Origin of the sequence: Marinobacter fuscus, from assembly GCF_003007675.1 — a bacterium.
Classification (GTDB): domain Bacteria; phylum Pseudomonadota; class Gammaproteobacteria; order Pseudomonadales; family Oleiphilaceae; genus Marinobacter; species Marinobacter fuscus.
In genome coordinates, this window is record NZ_PXNP01000098.1 from 31,430 (window position 1) to 52,735 (window position 21,306).

The window sequence follows — 21,306 nt, forward strand, 5'->3', positions numbered from 1 at the left end:
CTACCTCTTTCTGTTGTCGTTAACGCTTGATCCAGACTACTTTACTTAAAAATCAATTAATTACAGTAACTATAGAACCGTCAGCGGTATCATAGGTGATCGTACTGTTTTCACCATCCAGCTGGTAGGTGTAGGTACACTCACTACCCGAAGCACTCGCAAGATAATCAATATCTGTACCGGCCGTCGCTACCGATGGTGCATTGGCCTGAAGTAAGCCCTGCCATACCTGCACACAGCGGTTGGCGTTAGGCGCGCCGGTGTTGCCATTGGTCGAGGTTGCCCAGCCCTTATCGTTCACCGCAACATCGTCGTTGCCGAAACCATCAACCGCTGCCACGGCGGCAGTCTGGCCATTGGTCACCCACTGGGCTTTGACCAGCGCCACGCCGGCACTCAAGGCACCGGCAGTCCCCTTGATGCTGGACTCGTGGGCCTGCTCGGAGAGCTGGGCAAAGCGGGGTAAGGCGAAGGCCGCCAGAATCGCCAGGATGGCAATGACCACCACCAGTTCGATCAGGGTAAACCCTCTTTGCTTTCGCTTGTGACAGTACTGCTTCATTCGTCAGCCTCTTTGATAGCTTTGCGTTTTCATCAGAGCCTGGCGTCCTGCCGGTTCGCTCTGGTTGCTTGTAACGGTACTGATTCGAGCACAAGGCCCGTCAGCCGTTCGTTTTGCTCCCGCACGTTATTCCTGTTGCGGTCGGCAAATCCGGTTGTTACCACCCAGGCTACAGGCTGACCAGCTTCTACGGCCTTACCTTCTACGGTTATCGGCTGCCGGGGCCGGTATATTAGCCAGCCTTTGTCTGTACCGCCCGCCCGCTGCGGCTGGAAACACCAGTTTCCCGGTGCAGGGCCGCCATGCCCGCATGGCCCCTGGTACACATCCCAGCGATGCTCCAGCCAGAGGAACGGGTTGCCGCCCTCGGCATTTGCCAGCGACTGGTGCCGATCCAGCATAAGCTCTGCACCCTTGATCACCAGGGCTGAACGCAGATGCACCAGCACCATGGCGACACTGCGCGCTTCAGCGCTTTGCAGTTCGCGCTCAAGCCGATCCAGCAGCACCCATGCCAGCACCGACAGCACCATCAGCACCACCAGCCAGCGCACACGCCGGGCATTCTGTAAGTGATCATCAGCGAGCCTGGCCGGGCCCGACACTAACCACGCCCCATGGCAGCCGCTCCCAGATCCCATATCGGCAGGAAGACACCCAGGGCAAGGATGAGTACCAGCACCCCCATGGCAACAATTAATATGGGCTCGATGGATTCCGCCAGCCGTTTCAGCCCGTAGTCGACATCCTCATCGTAAAAATCCGCCACATTATTGAGCATGTCGTCGACCGACCCGGTCTCTTCGCCGACAGCGATCATTTGTAAGATCAACGGCGTGAACATTCCACTATGACGCGCCGTACGTAGCAGGCTTTCACCCCGTTCGATTCCGGTACGCATATCCCGGATGTGCCTGCCAACCCAGGCATTGTCAGTGGCATCAGCCACAACGGTGAGCGCCTGGGTTACCGGCATACCCGCTTTCAGCATGGTGGCGAAGTTCCGCGCGAACCGGCTCAGGGTGATCAACTCCAGCAGCGGCCCGATGATCGGCACACGCAATTTGTAACGATCCCAGGTCAGGCGGCCGCTTTCGGTGTTTTTCCACTGGCGTATCAGGACCGCGGCCACAGCCAACCCGAACAGCATGATTGGCCAGTAGGCCAGCAAAAACTCGGAGGTGCCAACAAGCACCCTGGTGAGAAAAGGAAGGTCGGCACCGAGTTTGTTAAATACGGTTGCGAACTTTGGAATCACCAGGAAATTCACCACCATCAACGCCGCCAGCAAGGCCACCACCACAAATGTGGGATAGCGCAGGGCCTGCTTCACCCGGCGCTTGGTATCCCGCTCAAGCTCCAGAATTTCCGACAGTCTTCGGAACGAGTCGTCCAGCATGCCGGTGTTTTCACCCACGTGTATCATGGCCACAAACAATTCCGAAAACACGCGGGGATGCGCCTGCATGGCGGTCGCCATGGTGGTACCGCCTTCCAGTCTGCTGGTAATGTCGTGCAGTACCTCGGCCAGCATCGGCGAACGGGTGGTATCCGCCAGCCCCCGCATGGTGCGTATCAGCGGGATACCGGCTTTGGTCAGGGCGTGCATCTGCCGGCAGAATACAATCAGCTCATCCAGCGTTACCGCCCCGCGAAACAGCGGCAGTTCATTCAACTTGCTGAACGAACCGGCTTTTTCTTCCTGAACGGAAATACTCAGCGGCGTAATCCCCTGGCGCATCAGCTCGCTGGCGGCCGCATCCTCGCTCGTCGCCGACAGCATTCCCTGCTGGACAACACCGCGGTTGTCCTTGCCCCGATACCGGTATTGCATCAGGTATCCACTCCGGTAACGCTGCCGCCACCAGGGCCATTCACACCTGACGCACTGACTGCTTCAGAGGTCACCGCCACCCGGGCAACTTCCTGCAGAGAGGTAATTCCCTGCAGTGCAAAGTCCATGGCGCACTGCCCCAGCGGCCGGTAGAGCGGGCTTTCGCGAGCCGCCCGGGTAAAGTCACCAACGTTTCGGCGGCGCAGCGCGTCCAGCATGTCTTCGTTCATTTCCAGCATTTCGTACACACCCACGCGGCCCTTGTAGCCGGTGTTGCTGCACTGATAGCAGCCCTTACCGTGTACAAAGCCCGCTTCAATATCCAGCGGATCCAGGTCAAAGGAACGCAGCCATACCTGTTCCTGGCTACTGGGCTGGTAGGCTTCCTTACAGTTGTCGCACACCCGGCGCACCAGCCGCTGGGCAACCACGCCCAGCAGGGAACTGGCCACCAGAAAAGGCTCCGCTCCCATATCGATCAGGCGCATGGCACTGCTGATGGAATCGTTGGTATGCAGGGTGGAAAGCACCAGGTGGCCCGTCATCGCAGCTCTCAGGCCAATCTCGACGGTCTCCTGGTCGCGCATTTCGCCCACCAGAATGATGTCCGGATCCTGGCGAAGCGCCGCCCGCAGCACACCTGCAAACTCCAGGCCTATTTTCGGGTTCACCTGCACCTGGGTAATCCGCGGTAACCGGTACTCCACCGGATCTTCAGCGGTGATGATCTTCACTTCCGGCTGATTCAACTCACTCAGGGCACCGTAGAGTGTTGTGGTTTTACCACTGCCGGTCGGGCCGGTGACCAGAATCATGCCGTGCGGCTTCTTGATCAGGGAACGAAAACGGGCAAGCATCTGCGGCGGCATACCGGTGCCTTCCAGGTCAAGCGTACCCTGGCTCTGATCCAGCAATCGCATAACCACCGACTCACCGTACTGCACCGGCATAGTCGAGACCCGAACGTCAATACTTCGGCCTTTTACCCGCACATTGAAACGGCCATCCTGGGGCAAACGCTTCTCGGAAATGTTCAGCCCCGCCATCAGTTTCAGGCGCAACACCAGGGCGGCGTTCACCCGTTTTTCCTTCATGACCTGTTCTTGCAGAACACCATCCACCCGCTGGCGAATGCGCACCACCGACTCGTCCGGCTCTATGTGAATGTCGGAGCTTCGGGCCTGAACCGCATCTTCGAACAGGGTCTGCAGAAGTTTGACGACCGGAGCATCCGCACTCTCCGATTCTGCGGTGAGGTCAGCCAGGTCAAAGGCATCGTCACCCAGCTCATCTTCCAACTCTTCCGCCAGTGAGGCGATCTCGTCTGTACGCCGGTACACCAGATCCAGCGTGTTAAGCAGTTCACTCTCGCGCACAACCGCCTGGCGAACGTGCGTTTTCAGTACACGAACCAGTTCATCATAGGCAAAGATATCGAGCGGATCGGCCATCCCGACCAGAAGATCACTGCCCTGCTGTGCCAGCACGATGGCCCGGAACCTTCGCGCCAGAGCTTCAGGCAGCTTTTTTACCAGCTCATTGTCGAACTGGTAATGCCGCAGTTGCACAAAAGGAACATTCAGCTGCCGGGACAGGATGTTGAGCAGGTTGTCCTCATCCACATATCCCAGATCAATCAACGTTCGTCCCAGCTTGCGCCCGGTACTCTTCTGCTCGCGCAGAGCCGTCAACAGTTGCTGCTCGGTGATGACGTCGTTCTGGATCAACAAGTCGCCGATGCGGATTTTCTTTCTCGGTTCCGTGCTCATGATCCGGCCTGCAATGCGTGAATTCGTTCCCAGGCGTAGTCAGCCAGGGCGGGCGCCAGGCCCGGCAAGGCGGCGGCCTGGGCGTAGGCTTTGCTGGCGCCTTCTGCTCGTCCGCCGGTCTCCAGGGCGATCGCCAGGCCAAGCCACCAGGCGGCCTGGCTATCATTGAATGCAAGCAGTTCTGCCCAGTGGGCGGCCGCGTCATCAGCACGCCCCGCCTGCTGCAACAAGGTTGCCAGTGTGACCCGGTAGTCCGGATAGTCCGCTGCCGCAGGCACCTCCGCCTCCAGTGTTCCTACAGCCTCCACCAGCCTCCCCTCAACCAGCAGCAGCCGGGCTCTGAGCAAGCGCAACCGGCTGAAACCCTGGCTTACCGAGGCTCCCAACCAGCGGCGAGCCCGTTCCGGCATATCCTGAACCAGCATTTCACGGGCGAAAATTTCCCGACTTTGCGGTGCAGTCTGGCTCTGAGTCAATTCAACCAGTACTTGTTCCGCCTCTGCCGTTCGCCCGGCAGCCAGCAGGCTCGTGATGTGACGGCTGGCCCGTATGTCGATGGCCTCTGCGGTTTCCTTTACCTGTTTGACGCCAGGCGAACTCAATGGCGCCTGAACCGACGACTCGGCTTCGGTCGCGCTCACCGCCTTCAGGCTCTGCTTGTCCGGCCGGACTGCCATTTGCTGTGGGGCTTCTTTAGCCGCCAACAGCGTCGCTGACTCGTTAGCCCCTGATGCGTCCGGCGCTTGATCAACCGGTGTTTCCCGAGGCGTTGGCGCCCGATCCCCCCCAGGCTCTGCTGAAGGCAATGGAGACGCCACCCTGACTTCTGCCGCATCTGCCGCATCTTTCACATCTGTCGCGGCCCGATCTTCCGTTGCCTGCGGTGGGTTGGACACCACTGCGACAGCCGGGCCGTCCATCCCTCCGTTGTTGACGGCCAAGGGTGGCTCCGCAACGGGTAAGGCCACCACTGGAGTGGGCGCCTGAAAAATGTGCCAGAGGTAAACCGACACCGCGATCACCACGGCCAGAAACAGCGCGCCTAAGCGTTTTGGGCCAGAGCGGTTCGGTGTTGTCGCCACCGAGCCCGTATACACACCGCTCACGCTGGGCCGCTGCTGGCGTTGCTCGGCCGCACGTAACGCATCATTGAGCAGGCTCATAACCATCCTCCGAACAACCCGAGCGGGTAGGCGCTCTCAGTATCCCTCGCGGCAAGCAGGGCATGTCGGCGGCTCACCTGTGGCGCGCCCTGCCCCCAGGCTGCCAGTAATGCTTTATGGGCCAGTATGTTTACCAGCCGGGGAATGCCCCTGGATGCCCGCCAAAGCACCTTCAGGGCCGCAGGAGCAAAAAGATCGGCACCGTTGTAGCCTGCCTGCGCCAAACGGTGGCGCAAGTATAACGCCACCGAGTTCCGGCTAAGTGGCTGCAGGCGCGTCTGGAACGTAATCCGCTGTCGCAACTGCCGCAGACTCTCTTTTGCCAGCAAGGTGTCCAGTTCAGGCTGGCCAAACAAGACAATTTGCAGCAAGCGACGGCTCTCGGTTTCCAGGTTGGTGAGCAGACGAAGCGCTTCGATCGTGGCTTCAGGCATGGCCTGCGCCTCATCAATCACCAGCACCACTGGCTTTTGATCTACAGCCAGAGCAATCAAGCGATTCTGCAAAGCTTTCAGAATCTGGTGTCCGTTTGTGCAGACAGCCACATCCGCCCCCAGCTCCTCAGCTACCGCCTCGTAAAGTACATCCGGTGACAGGCTAGGATTTGGCAGATACGCCGTGCAGGCTTCTTTCTCCAGCTCATTCAATAAAAGGCGGCACAGGAGCGTCTTGCCCGTGCCGACCTCCCCGGTGACTTTGATAAAGCCCTCGCGCTGGCGTAACGCCACCAACAGCAACTCCAGAGCCTCGGAGTGGCTGGGGGCCCGCAGGAAGTAGCGGGTATTGGGCGTTAAGGCGAACGGGGCTTCCGTCAGCCCGAAATGGCTCTGGTACATCAGCGTGGCATTTTCTCGGGTTGCGGTTTTACAGAGTCCGACGAATTCAGCAATGCCCGCAACACATTCATCCGTTCCCGGGACGCGCTGATATCGGTATTGAACTGGCCTGCATTCGCAACCACAGGCCGCAGCAGAATCACCAGCTCACTTTTACGGGATTCGAAATTGCGTTGTTTGAACAGTTCTCCAAGCAACGGAATCTCACTCAAAAACGGAACGGCGGCGTTGTTGTCTTCACTGGTATTCTGGATCAGGCCGCCGATCACCACGATCTGGCCACTCTCGGCCCGGATAACGCTGTCGGTCTCGCGCACGGTACTTCGGGCCAAAGGCAGGGAAACATCACGCTCACCAATGGTGATGACTTTTTTCTGATCAGCCACCTCACTGACCGACGGGTGAACGTGCAGTGTAATGGCGCCGTCTTCGGCAATTTGAGGGGTAACATCCAGTGAAATCCCCGAGAAAAACGGAGTCAGCTCAACCGATGTTGAGGTACGATCCGTTGCAGCCACCGACGAGTTGTTGTTATCAAAGTCGATATCCGTCACAAAAAACTCATCGGTGCCAACTTTGATCACCGCCTTCTGATTGTTGATGGTGGAAATCCTCGGGCTGGAGAGTATTTGCACATTGCCCTGCTGGCCCAGTAACTCCAGAACAGCATTGAAGTTGCCCTCACGAATGGTTGCTGAGAACAGCCCCCCGATGTCTGCTGTGCGAATAATCTGGCCGGTTACACCTTCAAAGGTAAACTCGGCGGGCAAGCCATCGCTGGCGGTAACCGAAGAGGCGCTCTGGAAGTCCGTCCAGTTGATGCCCTGCTGGTAGCCCTCATTCAGCGTTACTTCAAGAATTTTTGCCTCCAGCACCACCTGGCGTTGCATAATCAATTCCGTGCGCCGGAGATAATCCTCCACCAGTTCCAGCTGCTCAGAACCTGAACGCACCATAACCAGCCCTGCCCCCGGATTCACCACAACCTGTGAGCCCTCACCAGCCACAATCATCGCCAGCGCATCCCGGATGTCCTGCCAGAAATCCGACTCGGTTTGCGTGGAAATGGTGGTGCCAACCAGGTTGCGGGTTCCGCTCTGGGTGTCATCAACCGTATTGTCAGCACTGCGGTTCGGGCTATGGCTCACCTGTCCGGAACTGACCCGGGTCTCGGAGCCACCTTTGCGCTTGAAGTGCAGGTAGTCAATCGGGAACAAGCGGGTTTCAATCTGTTCGGAAGCTACCCGAAACAGTCGGCCTTTGCGGGTAACACTCAGCCCATACAAATCGGCGGCGATATCCATGACTTCCGGTACGGTTACATCGCTCAGGCGCAAGCTGATGCTGGTATCGACCTCAGGGCGCACCACCGCGTTGTACCGGGTACCTTCCACCAGCGCAGCAAAAAAACTCGAAGCCGGAACGTCCCTCGCGTTGACATCAAAACGTTCATCAGGCTCGGGCGCTCCCGTCAGAGGCGGCAACAGGCTGGCGCTGATATCCCGGGCCTCCGGCACCGCTCGCGGTTCGGATGAAGCGGGTTGCCGGGCCTGCTCCGCGTCTTCCAGCGCCTTGTCAATCTGATCCGCCACATCCGTTGACGTCGCCGCCGACGTGCGCATCAACGGATTGTTGCTGCACGCACTCAACAGCACGGTAACTGCCGTTAACAGGGTGACTCGGGCTAGTGGGCTGAACGGACTCATTGGCGTGCTTCTTCCATTGTTAGTTGTTCCGGACATCGGGCAAAGCGGCCGGATACAGTGTGCGCAGGTATCCACTCTCGAGAATTTCAACTTTATCCCGATCTATTCGGCGTATCTGAATATCCCGGTGGCGCTCACCTTCACGTAATGCCACACCCTCAATAACCACAACTTTGCGCCGGGTACTGTAGAAAATCGAATCTACCTGCCAGGCCTTCATTGGTTCGGCCCCCGGCGCTCTTTGCGCGCCCGGAGGGCGCGTCGGGTCTTGCAGGGCCTGGCTAGCTGGCGCCCACAGCAGAGCAAGCACCAGGCACAGCGCAATCCACAGATGCTGTTTCATATCAGACTCCCAGCCAGGCACGGTTAAGGCCGAGCGTTCGTACCCTCAGAATACCAACCCCCTTCGGCCAGTCTCCGACATCGTACTCAAGCCTCTGCCAGCCCAGGCGCTCATCCATGGCTTCTAATTGCTCCAGGTAACCAAGAAAGTCCAGGTAGCTACCCTGCACTCGCATTTCAACATCGTGGGCATACAGTAAAGGCTTGGCCTCCCCGTTCGCCCGATTGCCGGCATCTGCCTGCGCCTCTGGGTAAACCGGCGCAGGCGGCATCAGCAGCATGGACTCAAGCCTTAAGCCGTCCTGCGCCTCCAGAATGCGCTTCAATAACGCCACCATATCCTGCGGCGCAATCAGCCGCCCGGTGGTCTCGGTGATTTCACGATCGAGCCGTGCCAGGCGCTCTTTTCGCTCCTGCAATCGCTCTTTCAACATCTGCGACGGATCCTCGGCCAGTTGCGACTCAAGGATTTGTTGGCGGGCCAGCAAGGCATCCCGGCTCACCTCTGCAGCCTGTAGGCGCTGGCGCAACTCTGACGTTTGCGCCTCCACCGGCGCCACCAGTCCCTGCCAGGTTATGAAGAAAGCACCGAGACACAAGGTCGCCAGCAGCAGCATTCGCTCTCTTAATGTACGATCGCCATACCAGGTCGCAGCGCTTTGCCAGGCATTCCGGAAACCTGTCATGAACCGGCCTCCGAATCTGACTGTGTTGCCACTTGAAACTCGATAACCTGGCGTTGTGCTCCATCCTCAGGTCGGGAAACCTGAAATTCGGAAAAGGTTTCACCGATAAACGCAGGTTCCTGGCCCAGCCCCTGCAGGTACGCAGGGACAAGTGCCGCCCTCTGCGCTTTACCATGCAGACGAACCTGTTCAGGTGCCACTCCTAGGTGTACCCGGGTCAGCCATAAGCCTTCAGGAATCTGCTTTGCCAGGGCAGTCATGCGGGCAGAAAAAACCGGTTGGTGGTGACTGACCAGCGTCTCCATTTTCGCTAACAAACTCTGTCGCCGGAGGATCGTTTCTGTTACCCGCTGGATAGCTGCTTCCAGGGCCGGGTCTGGCGCCATGGCCTGGACTCTCGCCTGCTGGCTCGTCACCAACTGCTCCAGCGACGCATTCTGCGCTTCGGTCGCTGCAAGGCGCGCCTGCAACTTGTCATTTTGTTGCTGGCCGTACAACGCAAAACCAAGCACCAGAAAGACCGACAGGACAACCAGTATAAAAAAGGTTATCGCATTCAGTGGCTCTTTGACGGGGCGCAACTCGGCACTGTAAAGGTTTACCTGCTGCCTCATGAGCCCGCCTCCAGCAGTCTCGTCATCGCGGCCCAGGCCAGCAGGCACCGACGGTCCAGATCACCTTTAAAACCAAGAGATGAGCAACTGAGAGTTTCAACACTGCCAGCCACGTAGCCAGACAGCATCGAGGCCAGTGGCAAAGAAGCATCTCCGGATACCAGCCGAATTGCGGCGGGCGGCACCTGCCCAAGCTGGCTTTCAAAATAGTCAAGGGATCGCTGCAGCTCCAGAGCCAGTGTTTGCACGGCATTCTCCTGGCTGGACGCATCCCTTAATTCGTCGTGAGCAATATCGAGACGACGAGACAAATACAGTGTTCCGCCCCGGCAGATAACCATCTGACCATAGCGTTCCCGAAGATGAACCAGCGCCACACCGCGGGCTTCCTCATCAAGCTTGCCAGCGATACCCGCCAACGCCAGCTCTGCAATATCAACCTGCTCCGGCTCAATGCCTGCCGACGTTGCCAGCCCGGTCAGCTCCAGCACCAGCGACTTGCGTGCAGCAACCAGATTTATAAGCGCCCCCCTGCCGCGGGCGGCATCCTCCGGAAACCCGAACACATCGGTCACCGCATCCGCAGGGCTGAAGTCCAGAAAATCTTTTAGCTTCCATTTCAGGGCAGCCGCCAGCTCGTCGTCATTAACCCCCTCCGGCCGTTCCACCTGATGCACCTGGTACTGATCCAGTGGCAGCACGAAAAACGCAGCGGCATGTCCCCAGCCACGATTGTGAACCAGTTGCGACAAGGTAGCCTCACGCTTTGCCGGTGAGCACGCCTCGAAACCGGCATCGACTCGTGCAGCACTCGTCATAGCACACCAGGCAATACCATCCGGACGAACCTCAAGGCATAACCTGACTCTGCTTTTTCCACGCCCCATCAGACGTGCCAGTTTACGTATCGAAGAAACCTGAATCATGAACTACCTGATGTAGACCGATGCCAACACTCAATCTAGCACAAGTGATTGCAATTGCGTCACAGACTTACAACATTTCACATAATAGGCGAAGTAGCAGCCATAACTCTAGGTTTTAACGATTAATTTGATCAATGAACACTCACCAAAAAAAACCCGCTACAGGAGCGGGATTTTTCAATGTCAGTACAGACACCCGGTCTTAAAACGGAATGTCATCATCAAAATCGTCAATAGGCTCCGGCATTCCGCCACTTTGTGAAGGGGCCTGCTGGGGGGAGTTATAGCCGCCCGGCTGCGGAGCCTGCTGTTGTGGCGGAGCGTTGTATTGAGACTGCTGCTGAGGCCGCACCTGTGGCGCTCCGGCATTCATGCCGCCTTCACTACCGCCACGGCTGTCCAGCATCTGCATCTGACCGTTGATATCGACCACGATCTCGGTGGTGTAGCGATCCTGGCCATCCTGCCCTTGCCACTTACGGGTCTGCAGCCGCCCTTCAATATAAACCTTGGAACCCTTGCGAAGATATTGGCCAGCCACTTCCGCAACCTTGCCGAACATCACCACGCTGTGCCACTCCGTGCGCGGCACCATCTGCCCTGTCTGACGATCCTTGTAGCTCTCATCGGTGGCAATTCTCAGGTTGACCACCGCATTACCGTTCGGGGTATAGCGGGTATCCGGATCCTGGCCCAGATTACCTATGAGAATTACCTTGTTTATGCCTCGTGCCATCGTCTGCTCCCGATCGTATCATCTGCATGCAGGCCGTCCGTGCCTGCCTCTGTGTTTAAGTAACTTCACCCTGCCGGACAAATTCGAAGTCCGCAAGCTGTTCTTCCCGAAATTGCTGCCGATCCACCTTCAAATAGGCGGTCGAGGCATCCTCGACAATCACCACATCCTGCACACCCGGCAATTCCCGCAGCCGCCGATCCACTTCATCCAGTTTACTCCCAACCACCCGGGCAAGCCGGACAACAAGGCTGGTGGTATAGCTCGGTGACGGCATGGTCAGGGCCACAAGAAGCCAGAGCGCCAGTACGCCCGACATCAACCAGAGCACGCCGGTTACACCACCACTTTGAAGCAGGTAGCCGCCAAGCGCGCCCCCAAGGAACGCTCCCAGAAACTGTGAGGTAGAGTACACACCCATCGCCGTCCCCTTACCCGCTGCCGGCGCCTCTTTGCTGATCAGTGAAGGCAGGCTTGCCTCCAGGAGGTTGAAGGCCATAAAAAAGAAAAACAGCACGGCCCAGGCTGCCCAAAGGCTGGCGCCAACCATGGTCAGCCCCGCCGTCGCCGCAGTTAGCAAGGCAATGGCAAAGCACAACATCGGCTTCATTTTGCGCTTTTTCTCGCCGACAATAATAAAGGGCACCATAGCGAAGAACGACAGCACCATGACGCTCAGATAGAACCACCAGTGGGACTGGCTGGCCAACCCCAACTGATTCTGCAGCATCGACGGAAACACCAGAAACAACGCGGTCAACGCAAAATGCAGCACAAAAATCCCGAAGTCCAGCCGCAACAGACGGCCATCCGCCAGAATGCGGCCAACCAGCTCCCGGGCCGGATGGGTATCTGCGCTGGCTTTAACCGTATGAGGATCCGGCACCAGCCGGGCAACCACAAACAATGCCACCAGAGCCAGCACTGCCGTGGCATAGAAGATGCCAGACAAGCCCCAGGCAGCACCCAGCAAAGGCCCGACAACCAGTGACACAGAAAACGAAAGCCCGATAGAAATGCCGACCACCGCCATGCCTTTAGTGCGCTCTTCTTCTCGGGTAAGGTCGCTGAGCAGAGCCATGAGCACACTGGCAATCGCCCCCGCCCCCTGAAGAATCCGCCCGGCAATGACTACGTATATAGAGTCAGCGGCGCCGGCGAGCACACTGCCAGCAGCAAATAGTATCAACCCCAGGTAGATCATGCGCTTTCGTCCGACCCGGTCGGACATCAGGCCAAAGGGGATCTGTAACAGCGCCTGGCTCAGGCCATAAGCCCCTATCGCCAACCCCAACAGGGCGGGCGTGGCGCCTTTAAGATCCTGACCCAGCAGTACAAACACCGGCATGACCATGAACAACCCGAGCATGCGCATGGAATAGACGGATGCCAAAGCGGTGACTGAGCGTTTTTCGAGCGCGTTCATGCCTACCCGTAACGAGTGATTGAATGAGAAGCGGTCCTATCCGCAAGCGGCGCATTGTATCAGATGCACACCACCGACGGGACACCCGAGCGCAGCGCAACCACACTTAGCCGGGGCGGAACGAAAACGATATAATGGCAACTTTTTACCAGTAGAGAGGCAGTATGGATCATATCCAGATCAAGGGCGCCCGCACCCACAACCTGAAAAATATCGACCTGGATATGCCAAGGGACAAACTGATCGTGATTACCGGCCTGTCGGGCTCGGGCAAGTCTTCCCTGGCGTTCGACACACTCTACGCAGAGGGCCAGCGTCGCTATGTGGAATCCCTTTCCACCTACGCCCGTCAGTTCCTGTCTATGATGGAAAAGCCGGACGTTGATCACATAGAGGGGCTTTCTCCGGCCATTTCCATCGAGCAAAAGTCAACATCACACAATCCCCGCTCGACCGTCGGCACCATTACCGAAATCTACGACTATCTTCGCCTGCTGTTTGCCCGGGCAGGAGAACCTCGCTGCCCTGAACACAGCCAGCCACTGGAGGCACAGACCGTCAGCCAGATGGTTGATCAGGTGTTGGCGATGCCCGAAGGCAGCAGGCTGATGATTATGGCACCGGTGATCCGCGACCGGAAAGGTGAGCACCATCAGGTGATCGACACCATGAAGAGCCAGGGGTTCATCCGCCTCCGGGTGGACGGCACGGTATACGATATTGACGACGTACCTGCGCTGGACAAAAAACGCAAACACCAGATAGATGTAGTGGTGGATCGATTCAAGGTCAAAGAAGGCCTGGAGCAACGCCTGGCAGAAAGCTTCGAGACAGCCCTTGAACTGGCGGACGGCATCGCCCTGGTAGCCCCCATGAGCGGGGCCGGTGAAGAACAGACATTTTCTGCCCGCTACGCCTGTACCCAGTGCGGCTATTCGCTCAGCGAACTGGAGCCCCGGCTGTTTTCGTTCAACAACCCTGCGGGCGCCTGTCCCACCTGTGACGGGCTGGGCGTGCGACAGTTTTTCGATCCCGAGAAGATCATTCAAAATCCGGAAGCAACGCTTGCATCCGGCGCCATCAAAGGCTGGGATCGAAGAGCCGTTTACTACTTCCAGATGCTCGGAAGCGTTGCTGAACACTACGACATAGATCTCGACACCCCCTGGCAGGAACTGCCCGAACACTTCCAGGATATTCTGTTATCCGGTTCCGGTGATGACGAGGTGCCTTTCCGCTACGTCAATTCCCGGGGCCAGATTATGGAAAAGGCCCACCCGTTCGAGGGCATCCTTCCCAACCTGGAGCGACGCTACCGCGAAACCGACTCCCAAAGCGTTCGCGAGGAACTCGCCCGCAACCTGAGCACCCAGCCTTGCAAAGACTGTAATGGCTCACGCCTCCGGCGCAGCGCACGACATGTATTCATTGAGGAGCGCACACTTCCGGATCTGACCCACCTGCCGGTTGGCGAGGCCCACCAGTATGTTACCGACCTGACGCTGCCCGGGCGCCGGGGAGAAATTGCCGAAAAGATCCTGAAAGAAGTGCGCGAGCGCCTCCAGTTTCTGGTGAACGTGGGGCTGGAATACCTGACCCTGGAACGCAGCGCCGACACCCTATCGGGCGGCGAGGCCCAACGCATCCGCCTGGCCAGCCAGATTGGTGCCGGCCTGGTGGGGGTCATGTACATTCTTGATGAACCCTCCATAGGGCTGCACCAGCGCGACAACGACCGCCTGCTGGCGACCCTTACGCATCTGCGGGATCTCGGCAATACGGTCATCGTTGTTGAACACGATGAAGACGCGATTCGCGCCGCAGACTATGTGATCGATATTGGCCCCGGCGCTGGCGTACACGGCGGGCAGGTCGTTGCCCGGGGCACTCCGGACGAGATCCTCGCCAGTGCCGACTCACTCACCGGCCAATACCTCAGCGGTGCCCGTTCGATTGCCGTACCGGACTGTCGCAACACAGGCAACGGAAAATCCCTGGTTCTGAGCGGTGCCTCCGGCAACAACCTGCGCAATGTTACCCTGACCCTGCCGATCGGCATTATGACCTGTGTGACCGGTGTCTCCGGCTCCGGAAAATCCACCCTGATCAACAGCACACTCTACCCTGTCGCTGCCACCAAGCTGAACAAGGCCACCAGCCTGACCCACGCGCCCTTCAAACAAATCAGCGGGCTGGATAATCTGGACAAAGTGATTGATATCGACCAGAGCCCCATTGGCCGAACACCCCGATCCAACCCTGCCACCTACACCGGCCTGTTTACCCCGATTCGGGAGCTATTCGCCGGCACTCAGGAAGCACGCTCCCGAGGCTACAAGCCCGGCCGTTTTTCCTTCAACGTAAAGGGAGGTCGCTGTGAAGCCTGCCAGGGCGATGGCGTGATCAAAGTTGAAATGCACTTTCTGCCAGATGTATACGTGCCCTGCGATATCTGTAAAGGCAAGCGCTACAACCGGGAAACCCTGGAGGTGCGCTACAAGGGCAAAAATATCCATGAAGTTCTTGAAATGACAGTAGAGGAAGGGCGGGAGTTCTTTGATGCGGTTCCGTTCATTGCCCGCAAACTCCAGACCCTGATCGATGTGGGACTATCCTACATACGGCTCGGCCAGAGTGCGGTCACCCTTTCCGGCGGTGAGGCACAGCGGGTAAAGCTTGCGAAAGAACTCTCCAAGCGAGATACCGGGAAAACTCTCTATATCCTGGACGAACCGACCACCGGCCTGCACTTCTACGACATTCAGCAGCTGCTGAGCGTGCTCCAACGCCTGAGAGATCACGGCAACACCATCATTGTGATCGAGCACAACCTGGACGTGATCAAGACTGCCGACTGGATCATCGACCTGGGCCCGGAGGGCGGCTCCGGAGGCGGGCAGATTATTGCCGAGGGCACGCCCGAAGAGGTGGCCGAAACCCCTGGGTCCCACACCGGTCGTTACCTGAAACCCTTACTGGCCCAGGGCAAGGGCAAGCTTTAAGCCTTGCTCAGCAACAAAAAAACCGGGAACCTTTCGGAACCCGGTTTTTTTTGGCCAAAGCCGAGGAAATTACTCCTCGTCTTCGTCCACTTCTTCCGCTTCAATATCCAGCGGGCGACCAACCAGCTCAACAAATGCCATAGGGGCATTGTCGCCAGCACGGAAACCGCACTTCAGGATACGAAGGTAACCACCCGGACGCTCGCTGTAACGGGGGCCAAGCTCATCAAACAGCTTGGCAACCGCAGCATCGCTGCGCAGGCGAGAGAACGCCAGACGACGATTTGCTACCGAATCATTCTTTGCGAGCGTGATCAACGGCTCTGCTACCCGACGCAGCTCTTTGGCTTTCGGGAGCGTCGTTTTGATCAGCTCGTGCTCAACCAGTGACGCAGTCATGTTACGGAACATGGCCTTGCGATGCGCACTGGTCCTGTTGAACTTACGACCACTCTTACGATGACGCATTGCTCTGATTCCTTACCTTAAACTAATCGGCGATCAACCGCCCAGAACCCGGTCGTCGCCGCGAAGGCTAGCCGGTGGCCAGTTATCAAGACGCATACCCAGAGACAAACCACGGGACGCAAGAACGTCCTTGATCTCGGTAAGCGACTTTTTGCCAAGGTTAGGCGTCTTCAGCAGCTCCACTTCGGTGCGCTGGATCAGATCGCCGATATAGTAAATGTTTTCAGCCTTCAAGCAGTTAGCTGAACGCACAGTCAATTCCAGATCGTCTACCGGGCGCAGCAGAATCGGATCAATTTCTTCCTCTTCCTCTACACGCTCCGGCTCTTTCTCATGATCGAAATCAACAAACACAGCCAGCTGTTGCTGGAGAATGGTCGCCGCCCGACGAATTGCTTCTTCCGGGTCGATGGTACCGTTGGTCTCCAAATCAATAACCAGCTTGTCCAGGTCTGTGCGCTGCTCAACCCGCGCGCTCTCGACGGCATAGGCCACGCGACGCACCGGGCTGAACGTGGCATCCAGCTGCAAACGCCCGATGGCACGAGTCTCGTCCTCGTCCAGACCGCGCTGATCCGCAGGCTCATATCCCCGGCCGCGAGCCACAGTCAGGCGCATATTGACTTCGCCATTCTCGCTCAGATGACAAATCACGTGATCCGGATTGGAAATCTCCACGTCATGATCCAGCTGGATATCGCCAGCGGTCACAACACCCGGACCTTTCTTGCTAAGCGTAAGCTCGGCTTCATCGCGGTTGTTCATCTTTACGGCGACGCCCTTGAGATTCAGCAGAATCTCGATGACGTCTTCCTGGACACCTTCAATGGCGCTGTACTCGTGCAGGACACCGTCAATCTGCGCTTCAGCAATTGCGCAGCCCGGCATCGAAGACAAGAGAATCCGTCGCAGCGCGCTGCCCAAGGTGTGCCCGAAACCGCGCTCAAGCGGTTCCAGAGTCACCTTGGCGCGAGTTGCGCTGGATTCTTTCACGTCAATGGTACGAGGTGTCAATAACTCTTGTACTGAACGCTGCATAGACGCCCCTATCTGCTATCGTTGCTAACTGGGCTTTACTTGGAGTAAAGCTCGACGATGAGGTTCTCGTTGATGTCGGCAGGCAGTTCAATACGCTCTGGTACTGACTTGTAAACGCCTGACATCTTGTTGGCGTCAACCTCTACCCAGCTAACCGATGCGCGGCTGGAAGCCAGATCCAGCGCGCCTTTAACACGCAGCTGGTTTTTGGCCTTTTCACGCACGCTCACAACGTCGCCCGGCTTGACCTGATAAGACGGAATGTTAACCGGCTTATCGTTCACCAGGATCGCCTTGTGAGAGACGAGCTGACGGGCTTCCGCACGGGTAGAACCGAAGCCCATGCGATATACAACGTTATCGAGACGACCTTCGAGGAGTTGCAGCAGGTTTTCACCGGTTGCACCCTTGCGACGGGCTGCCTCTTTGTAATATCCGCGGAACTGCTTTTCCAGCACCCCGTAGATACGACGAACTTTCTGCTTCTCACGAAGCTGCAAGCCGTATTCGGACAAACGACCGCGACGCGCGCCGTGCATACCCGGCGGAGTCTCGATGTTGCACTTGGAATCGAGCGCGCGAACGCCGCTCTTCAGAAAAAGATCTGTCCCTTCACGACGAGACAGCTTGCACTTCGGGCCTATATAACGAGCCATAATTCACTGTCTCCTGTGTTAGACGCGGCGCTTCTTGGGCGGACGACAGCCGTTGTGTGGAATCGGCGTCACATCAGTGATGTTGGTGATCTTGTAGCCACACGCGTTCAGCGCGCGAACTGCAGATTCACGTCCGGGCCCAGGACCCTTAACCTCTACATCCAGGTTTTTAAGGCCGTATTCAGCAGCCGCATTACCGGCTCTTTCAGCTGCTACCTGCGCAGCAAAAGGTGTGCTCTTACGTGAACCGCGGAAACCGGAACCACCAGAAGTGGCCCAGGACAATACGTTGCCCTGACGGTCCGAAATGGTCACGATAGTGTTGTTGAAGGACGCGTGGATGTGCGCGACGCCATCAACAACCGTCTTTTTCACCTTTTTACGGGTACGTGTACCTGGCTTTGCCATGTTTGCCTACCTGTTACTTACGAATAGGTTTGCGAGGACCTTTACGGGTGCGTGCGTTGGTCTTGGTGCGCTGGCCACGGACCGGAAGGCCATGACGATGACGCAGACCACGGAAGCAACCGAGATCCTTCAAACGCTTGATGTTCATCTGTACTTCACGACGCAGATCGCCTTCGACGGTGAACTTGCCCACTTCGGTACGAAGTGCTTCAAGCTGCTCGTCGCTCAGGTCTTTGACCTTGACGTCCGGCTTAACGCCGGTTGCATCGCAAAGCTTCTGGGCTGTCGTCTTGCCAACACCAAAGATATAGGTGAGCGAGATAACAGCATGTTTGTGATCGGGTATATTGACACCGGCTATACGTGCCATCCAAATTACTCCGCGTTCAAAGCTTTGCTGTGTGAATTTTCCGCCACAAAAAGGGCGCGAAATAATAGCGCCCAACTCACCCTCGAGTCAAGCGCTACTATTCCGAACCCCTTTTACAATGTCAGTTCAAATCCCGAAGGATCAGCCCTGGCGCTGCTTGTGGCGAGGCTCCGAGCAGATGACTCGCACTGAGCCATTGCGTCGAATTACTTTGCAGTTACGGCAAATTTTCTTTACCGAAGCGCGTACTTTCATTGTCGACTCCAGTTTTCAAGGGGAACGGCATTCTTAGCCGTTCCGACCATAGCCCTTGAGATTGGATTTCTTCATCAGCGATTCATACTGATGGGACATCAGGTGCGACTGAACCTGGGCCATGAAATCCATCACCACGACTACAACAATCAGCAGCGAGGTACCCCCAAGATAGAAGGGCACATTACCTGCCACCATCAGGAACTGAGGGAACAGAGAAACTGCTGCAATATAAAGCGCACCAAACAGGGTCAGACGGGTAAGCACACCATCGATGTACTTGGCTGTCTGCTCTCCTGGCCGGATACCTGGGATAAATGCGCCGGAACGCTTGAGGTTATCCGCAACTTCCTTGGGGTTGTACATCAGCGCTGTGTAGAAGTAGCAGAAAAAGATCACTGCTGCTGCGAACAGAATAATATACAACGGCTGGCTCGGTGCCAATGCCTGGGAAATATCGCTGAGCCATTCCATACCTTCACCCTGCCCAAACCACTGTCCCAGAGACGCCGGAAACAGAAGAATAGACGAAGCGAAAATAGGAGGAATGACACCTGCCATATTCACCTTCAGTGGCAAATGGCTGGATTGCTGAGCGAACACCCGACGACCCTGCTGCCGTTTGGCATAGTTGATCGTTAACCGGCGCTGCCCGCGCTCCATGAATACCACAAAGCCAACCACGGCGATTGCCAGTACTCCGATACCGAGCACTACCAGCAGGCTCATCTCGCCATTGCGTGCCTGCTCCAGGGTCTGGCCGATCGCGCCGGGCAAGCCAGCAACAATACCTGCAAAAATCAGCAGCGAAATACCGTTACCGATGCCACGCTCTGTGATCTGCTCGCCGAGCCACATCATGAACACCGCCCCACAAACGAACGAGATCACTGCCACGAAGTGGAAGCTGAAACTGTCGTTGAAGGTGACGCCCTGAGAGGCCAACCCTACGGAGATACCAAAGCCCTGAACCAGGGCCAGGATAACCGTACCATAACGCGTATATTGGCTGATCTTTCGGCGACCGGCCTCACCCTCTTTTTTCAGCTGCTCAAGCTGCGGACTGACCGCAGTCATGAGCTGCATGATAATCGAGGCAGAAATATACGGCATGATACCAAGTGCGAAGATACTCATTCGCTCAAGCGCACCACCGGAAAACATATTGAACAGACTCAGGATGGTTCCCTGGTTCTGGTCAAACAACGCCGCAAGCCTGTCCGGGTTAATACCCGGAACCGGAATGTGCGCACCGATCCGATACACCAGCAGCGCCAGGAACACAAACCAGAGCCGCGATCGCAGCTCTGCAAAACCCTTCCCGGCGCCCGCAGGCAGTGATGCTGTCTTGGCCATTTAGTCCTCGACTCGTCTTAGTCTTCGACTTTTCCACCCGCGGCAGCAATCGCCTCGCGTGCACCTTTGGTCACCCGCAGGCCTTTAACGGTTACCGCACGGTCCAGCTCGCCGGACAGGATAACCTTGGCTTCACGGATTTCCTCGCGGATGATGTCGGCCTTCTTCAGCGCCGCCAGATCCACCACATCGCCTTCAACCTTGGCCAGTTCGTTCAGGCGGATTTCCGCGACATAACGCTGCTGACGTGAGGTGAAACCGAACTTAGGCAGACGACGGGCCAACGGCTGCTGACCACCCTCAAAACCGGGAGCCACAGAACCACCTGAGCGGGACTTCAGACCCTTATGACCGCGACCACCAGTTTTACCAAGACCGCTACCGATACCACGGCCGACACGCTTCGCGGACGGGCGTGAACCGGGTTCTGGAGCAAGTTCGTTCAGACGCATCTTAGTTCTCCTCAACCCGAACCAGGTAGTTTACCCGGTTGACCATACCGCGAATGGAAGGTGTATCCTCCAGTTCAACAGTCTGGCCGATTTTACGAAGACCCAGGCCCTTGACGCACAGTTTGTGCTTGGGCTGACAGCCGATCGGGCTGCGGGTCAGAGTTACTTTGATCGTATTTGCGTTCGCCATGACTTCAACCCAGAATCTCGTCCACGGATTTACCGCGCTTGGCTGCAACGTCTTCAGGCGCCTTCATGGCCTGCAGACCCTTAATGGTGGAACGCACAACGTTTACCGGGTTAGTAGACCCGTAACACTTTGACAGTACGTTCTGTACACCTGCTACTTCCAGCACCGCACGCATTGCACCACCGGCGATAACACCGGTACCTTCTGACGCAGGCTGCATGAACACCTTGGAACCGCCGTGCTGCGCACGAACCGGATACTGGAGTGTGTTGCCATCAAGAGCAACGTCAACCATGTTCTTGCGCGCAGCTTCCATGGCCTTCTGGATAGCAACGGGAACTTCCCGCGCCTTACCACGACCGAAACCTACGCGGCCTTTACCGTCACCCACTACAGTCAGTGCGGTGAAGGCAAAAATACGACCGCCTTTAACTACCTTGGCGACCCGGTTTACCTGCACCAGTCTTTCCTGGAGCTCAGGCGCCTTCTGTTCGTTAACGCTCATCTTCTC

The 21,306-nt window shown here is 57.3% G+C and carries 24 protein-coding genes; 1 reads left to right on the forward strand and 23 read right to left on the reverse strand.

Translation table 11 applies throughout. The annotated features are described in order from the left end of the window. Window positions 1-52: 52 nt before the first annotated feature. The 13 genes from C7H09_RS14230 to C7H09_RS14290 form a co-directional block, all read right to left on the reverse strand. On the reverse strand, window positions 53-562 hold the full coding sequence (locus C7H09_RS14230) for a type II secretion system protein (RefSeq protein ID WP_106763815.1): 510 nt from the start codon (window positions 560-562) through the stop codon (window positions 53-55). A 32-nt stretch (window positions 563-594) separates the two neighbouring features. After that, on the reverse strand, window positions 595-1,167 hold the full coding sequence (locus C7H09_RS14235) for a hypothetical protein (protein WP_240616600.1): 573 nt from the start codon (window positions 1,165-1,167) through the stop codon (window positions 595-597). Continuing rightward, window positions 1,167-2,396 carry a type II secretion system F family protein gene (locus C7H09_RS14240; RefSeq protein ID WP_106763818.1) on the reverse strand — a complete coding sequence of 410 codons (1,230 nt, stop codon included), beginning with the start codon at window positions 2,394-2,396 and terminating at the stop codon, window positions 1,167-1,169. Before C7H09_RS14240 ends, C7H09_RS14235 begins: the two co-directional genes overlap by 1 nt. Then, on the reverse strand, window positions 2,396-4,165 hold the full coding sequence (locus tag C7H09_RS14245) for a GspE/PulE family protein (RefSeq protein ID WP_106763820.1): 1,770 nt from the start codon (window positions 4,163-4,165) through the stop codon (window positions 2,396-2,398). The genes C7H09_RS14240 and C7H09_RS14245 overlap by 1 nt, the downstream gene beginning before the upstream one ends. Then, a complete protein-coding gene (locus C7H09_RS14250; protein WP_240616601.1) occupies window positions 4,162-5,328 on the reverse strand; it encodes an MSHA biogenesis protein MshN in 1,167 nt (388 codons plus the stop codon). Before C7H09_RS14250 ends, C7H09_RS14245 begins: the two co-directional genes overlap by 4 nt. Then, entirely contained in the window at window positions 5,325-6,164 is an 840-nt protein-coding gene (locus C7H09_RS14255) for an ExeA family protein (protein ID WP_106763825.1), read from the reverse strand. Before C7H09_RS14255 ends, C7H09_RS14250 begins: the two co-directional genes overlap by 4 nt. Next, window positions 6,164-7,870 carry a pilus (MSHA type) biogenesis protein MshL gene (gene mshL, locus C7H09_RS14260; protein WP_240616602.1) on the reverse strand — a complete coding sequence of 569 codons (1,707 nt, stop codon included), beginning with the start codon at window positions 7,868-7,870 and terminating at the stop codon, window positions 6,164-6,166. The genes C7H09_RS14255 and mshL overlap by 1 nt, the downstream gene beginning before the upstream one ends. Window positions 7,871-7,889: 19 nt before the next feature. Then, window positions 7,890-8,213, reverse strand: coding sequence for a hypothetical protein (locus tag C7H09_RS14265; protein WP_106763828.1), 324 nt, complete (start codon window positions 8,211-8,213; stop codon window positions 7,890-7,892). Between the two features lies 1 nt (window position 8,214). Continuing rightward, on the reverse strand, window positions 8,215-8,898 hold the full coding sequence (locus tag C7H09_RS14270) for an MSHA biogenesis protein MshJ (protein WP_106763830.1): 684 nt from the start codon (window positions 8,896-8,898) through the stop codon (window positions 8,215-8,217). Continuing rightward, the gene (locus C7H09_RS14275; RefSeq protein ID WP_106763833.1) at window positions 8,895-9,512 is read right to left on the reverse strand and encodes a PilN domain-containing protein; all 618 of its coding nucleotides are present in this window, start codon (window positions 9,510-9,512) and stop codon (window positions 8,895-8,897) included. The genes C7H09_RS14270 and C7H09_RS14275 overlap by 4 nt, the downstream gene beginning before the upstream one ends. Beyond that, the gene (locus C7H09_RS14280) at window positions 9,509-10,330 is read right to left on the reverse strand and encodes a type IV pilus biogenesis protein PilM (RefSeq protein WP_106763835.1); all 822 of its coding nucleotides are present in this window, start codon (window positions 10,328-10,330) and stop codon (window positions 9,509-9,511) included. Before C7H09_RS14280 ends, C7H09_RS14275 begins: the two co-directional genes overlap by 4 nt. 310 nt (window positions 10,331-10,640) lie before the next feature. Then, a complete protein-coding gene (ssb, locus tag C7H09_RS14285; protein ID WP_106763838.1) occupies window positions 10,641-11,174 on the reverse strand; it encodes a single-stranded DNA-binding protein in 534 nt (177 codons plus the stop codon). Window positions 11,175-11,229: 55 nt separating this feature from the next. Beyond that, window positions 11,230-12,600: an MFS transporter gene (locus tag C7H09_RS14290; RefSeq protein ID WP_106763841.1), complete on the reverse strand. Its 1,371-nt coding sequence runs from the start codon at window positions 12,598-12,600 to the stop codon at window positions 11,230-11,232. A 164-nt stretch (window positions 12,601-12,764) separates the two neighbouring features. Between C7H09_RS14290 and uvrA the strand changes: the two genes are divergently transcribed. Next, complete coding sequence (gene uvrA / locus C7H09_RS14295; protein ID WP_106763843.1) at window positions 12,765-15,602, forward strand: excinuclease ABC subunit UvrA; 2,838 nt, start codon at window positions 12,765-12,767, stop codon at window positions 15,600-15,602. Window positions 15,603-15,671: 69 nt separating this feature from the next. Here uvrA and rplQ read toward each other — a convergent pair whose 3' ends face one another. From rplQ to rpsE, 10 genes are all read right to left on the reverse strand, one after another. Beyond that, window positions 15,672-16,070 carry a 50S ribosomal protein L17 gene (rplQ, locus tag C7H09_RS14300; RefSeq protein ID WP_106763846.1) on the reverse strand — a complete coding sequence of 133 codons (399 nt, stop codon included), beginning with the start codon at window positions 16,068-16,070 and terminating at the stop codon, window positions 15,672-15,674. A 33-nt stretch (window positions 16,071-16,103) separates the two neighbouring features. Further along, complete coding sequence (locus C7H09_RS14305; protein WP_106763848.1) at window positions 16,104-17,108, reverse strand: DNA-directed RNA polymerase subunit alpha; 1,005 nt, start codon at window positions 17,106-17,108, stop codon at window positions 16,104-16,106. A 35-nt stretch (window positions 17,109-17,143) separates the two neighbouring features. Next, window positions 17,144-17,764, reverse strand: coding sequence for a 30S ribosomal protein S4 (gene rpsD / locus C7H09_RS14310; protein WP_106763851.1), 621 nt, complete (start codon window positions 17,762-17,764; stop codon window positions 17,144-17,146). A gap of 18 nt (window positions 17,765-17,782) precedes the next feature. Continuing rightward, complete coding sequence (gene rpsK / locus C7H09_RS14315) at window positions 17,783-18,172, reverse strand: 30S ribosomal protein S11 (protein ID WP_007153992.1); 390 nt, start codon at window positions 18,170-18,172, stop codon at window positions 17,783-17,785. 13 nt (window positions 18,173-18,185) lie between these two features. After that, window positions 18,186-18,542, reverse strand: coding sequence for a 30S ribosomal protein S13 (gene rpsM, locus C7H09_RS14320; RefSeq protein ID WP_029655315.1), 357 nt, complete (start codon window positions 18,540-18,542; stop codon window positions 18,186-18,188). A gap of 141 nt (window positions 18,543-18,683) precedes the next feature. Then, window positions 18,684-18,797 carry a 50S ribosomal protein L36 gene (gene rpmJ, locus C7H09_RS14325; protein WP_008174902.1) on the reverse strand — a complete coding sequence of 38 codons (114 nt, stop codon included), beginning with the start codon at window positions 18,795-18,797 and terminating at the stop codon, window positions 18,684-18,686. A 33-nt stretch (window positions 18,798-18,830) separates the two neighbouring features. Continuing rightward, window positions 18,831-20,153, reverse strand: coding sequence for a preprotein translocase subunit SecY (gene secY, locus C7H09_RS14330; protein ID WP_106763853.1), 1,323 nt, complete (start codon window positions 20,151-20,153; stop codon window positions 18,831-18,833). A gap of 17 nt (window positions 20,154-20,170) precedes the next feature. Then, window positions 20,171-20,605 carry a 50S ribosomal protein L15 gene (gene rplO, locus C7H09_RS14335; RefSeq protein ID WP_029655316.1) on the reverse strand — a complete coding sequence of 145 codons (435 nt, stop codon included), beginning with the start codon at window positions 20,603-20,605 and terminating at the stop codon, window positions 20,171-20,173. A 1-nt stretch (window position 20,606) separates the two neighbouring features. Continuing rightward, entirely contained in the window at window positions 20,607-20,795 is a 189-nt protein-coding gene (gene rpmD / locus C7H09_RS14340) for a 50S ribosomal protein L30 (RefSeq protein ID WP_106763855.1), read from the reverse strand. A 4-nt stretch (window positions 20,796-20,799) separates the two neighbouring features. Then, window positions 20,800-21,300 (reverse strand): 30S ribosomal protein S5, encoded by a 501-nt coding sequence (rpsE, locus tag C7H09_RS14345; protein ID WP_106763856.1) that lies wholly within the window; start codon window positions 21,298-21,300, stop codon window positions 20,800-20,802. Between the last annotated feature and the right edge of the window lie 6 nt (window positions 21,301-21,306).

Coding starts and splice junctions, on each gene's coding strand:
- C7H09_RS14230 (WP_106763815.1), bottom strand. CDS start 562: ATGAAGCAGTACTGTCACAAGCGAAAGCAAAGAGGGTTTACCCTGATC.
- C7H09_RS14240 (WP_106763818.1), bottom strand. CDS start 2,396: ATGCAATACCGGTATCGGGGCAAGGACAACCGCGGTGTTGTCCAGCAG.
- C7H09_RS14245 (WP_106763820.1), bottom strand. CDS start 4,165: ATGAGCACGGAACCGAGAAAGAAAATCCGCATCGGCGACTTGTTGATC.
- C7H09_RS14250 (WP_240616601.1), bottom strand. CDS start 5,328: ATGAGCCTGCTCAATGATGCGTTACGTGCGGCCGAGCAACGCCAGCAG.
- C7H09_RS14255 (WP_106763825.1), bottom strand. CDS start 6,164: ATGTACCAGAGCCATTTCGGGCTGACGGAAGCCCCGTTCGCCTTAACG.
- mshL (WP_240616602.1), bottom strand. CDS start 7,870: ATGAGTCCGTTCAGCCCACTAGCCCGAGTCACCCTGTTAACGGCAGTT.
- C7H09_RS14265 (WP_106763828.1), bottom strand. CDS start 8,213: ATGAAACAGCATCTGTGGATTGCGCTGTGCCTGGTGCTTGCTCTGCTG.
- C7H09_RS14270 (WP_106763830.1), bottom strand. CDS start 8,898: ATGACAGGTTTCCGGAATGCCTGGCAAAGCGCTGCGACCTGGTATGGC.
- C7H09_RS14275 (WP_106763833.1), bottom strand. CDS start 9,512: ATGAGGCAGCAGGTAAACCTTTACAGTGCCGAGTTGCGCCCCGTCAAA.
- C7H09_RS14280 (WP_106763835.1), bottom strand. CDS start 10,330: ATGACGAGTGCTGCACGAGTCGATGCCGGTTTCGAGGCGTGCTCACCG.
- ssb (WP_106763838.1), bottom strand. CDS start 11,174: ATGGCACGAGGCATAAACAAGGTAATTCTCATAGGTAATCTGGGCCAG.
- C7H09_RS14290 (WP_106763841.1), bottom strand. CDS start 12,600: ATGAACGCGCTCGAAAAACGCTCAGTCACCGCTTTGGCATCCGTCTAT.
- uvrA (WP_106763843.1), top strand. CDS start 12,765: ATGGATCATATCCAGATCAAGGGCGCCCGCACCCACAACCTGAAAAAT.
- rplQ (WP_106763846.1), bottom strand. CDS start 16,070: ATGCGTCATCGTAAGAGTGGTCGTAAGTTCAACAGGACCAGTGCGCAT.
- C7H09_RS14305 (WP_106763848.1), bottom strand. CDS start 17,108: ATGCAGCGTTCAGTACAAGAGTTATTGACACCTCGTACCATTGACGTG.
- rpsD (WP_106763851.1), bottom strand. CDS start 17,764: ATGGCTCGTTATATAGGCCCGAAGTGCAAGCTGTCTCGTCGTGAAGGG.
- rpsK (WP_007153992.1), bottom strand. CDS start 18,172: ATGGCAAAGCCAGGTACACGTACCCGTAAAAAGGTGAAAAAGACGGTT.
- rpsM (WP_029655315.1), bottom strand. CDS start 18,542: ATGGCACGTATAGCCGGTGTCAATATACCCGATCACAAACATGCTGTT.
- rpmJ (WP_008174902.1), bottom strand. CDS start 18,797: ATGAAAGTACGCGCTTCGGTAAAGAAAATTTGCCGTAACTGCAAAGTA.
- secY (WP_106763853.1), bottom strand. CDS start 20,153: ATGGCCAAGACAGCATCACTGCCTGCGGGCGCCGGGAAGGGTTTTGCA.
- rplO (WP_029655316.1), bottom strand. CDS start 20,605: ATGCGTCTGAACGAACTTGCTCCAGAACCCGGTTCACGCCCGTCCGCG.
- rpmD (WP_106763855.1), bottom strand. CDS start 20,795: ATGGCGAACGCAAATACGATCAAAGTAACTCTGACCCGCAGCCCGATC.
- rpsE (WP_106763856.1), bottom strand. CDS start 21,300: ATGAGCGTTAACGAACAGAAGGCGCCTGAGCTCCAGGAAAGACTGGTG.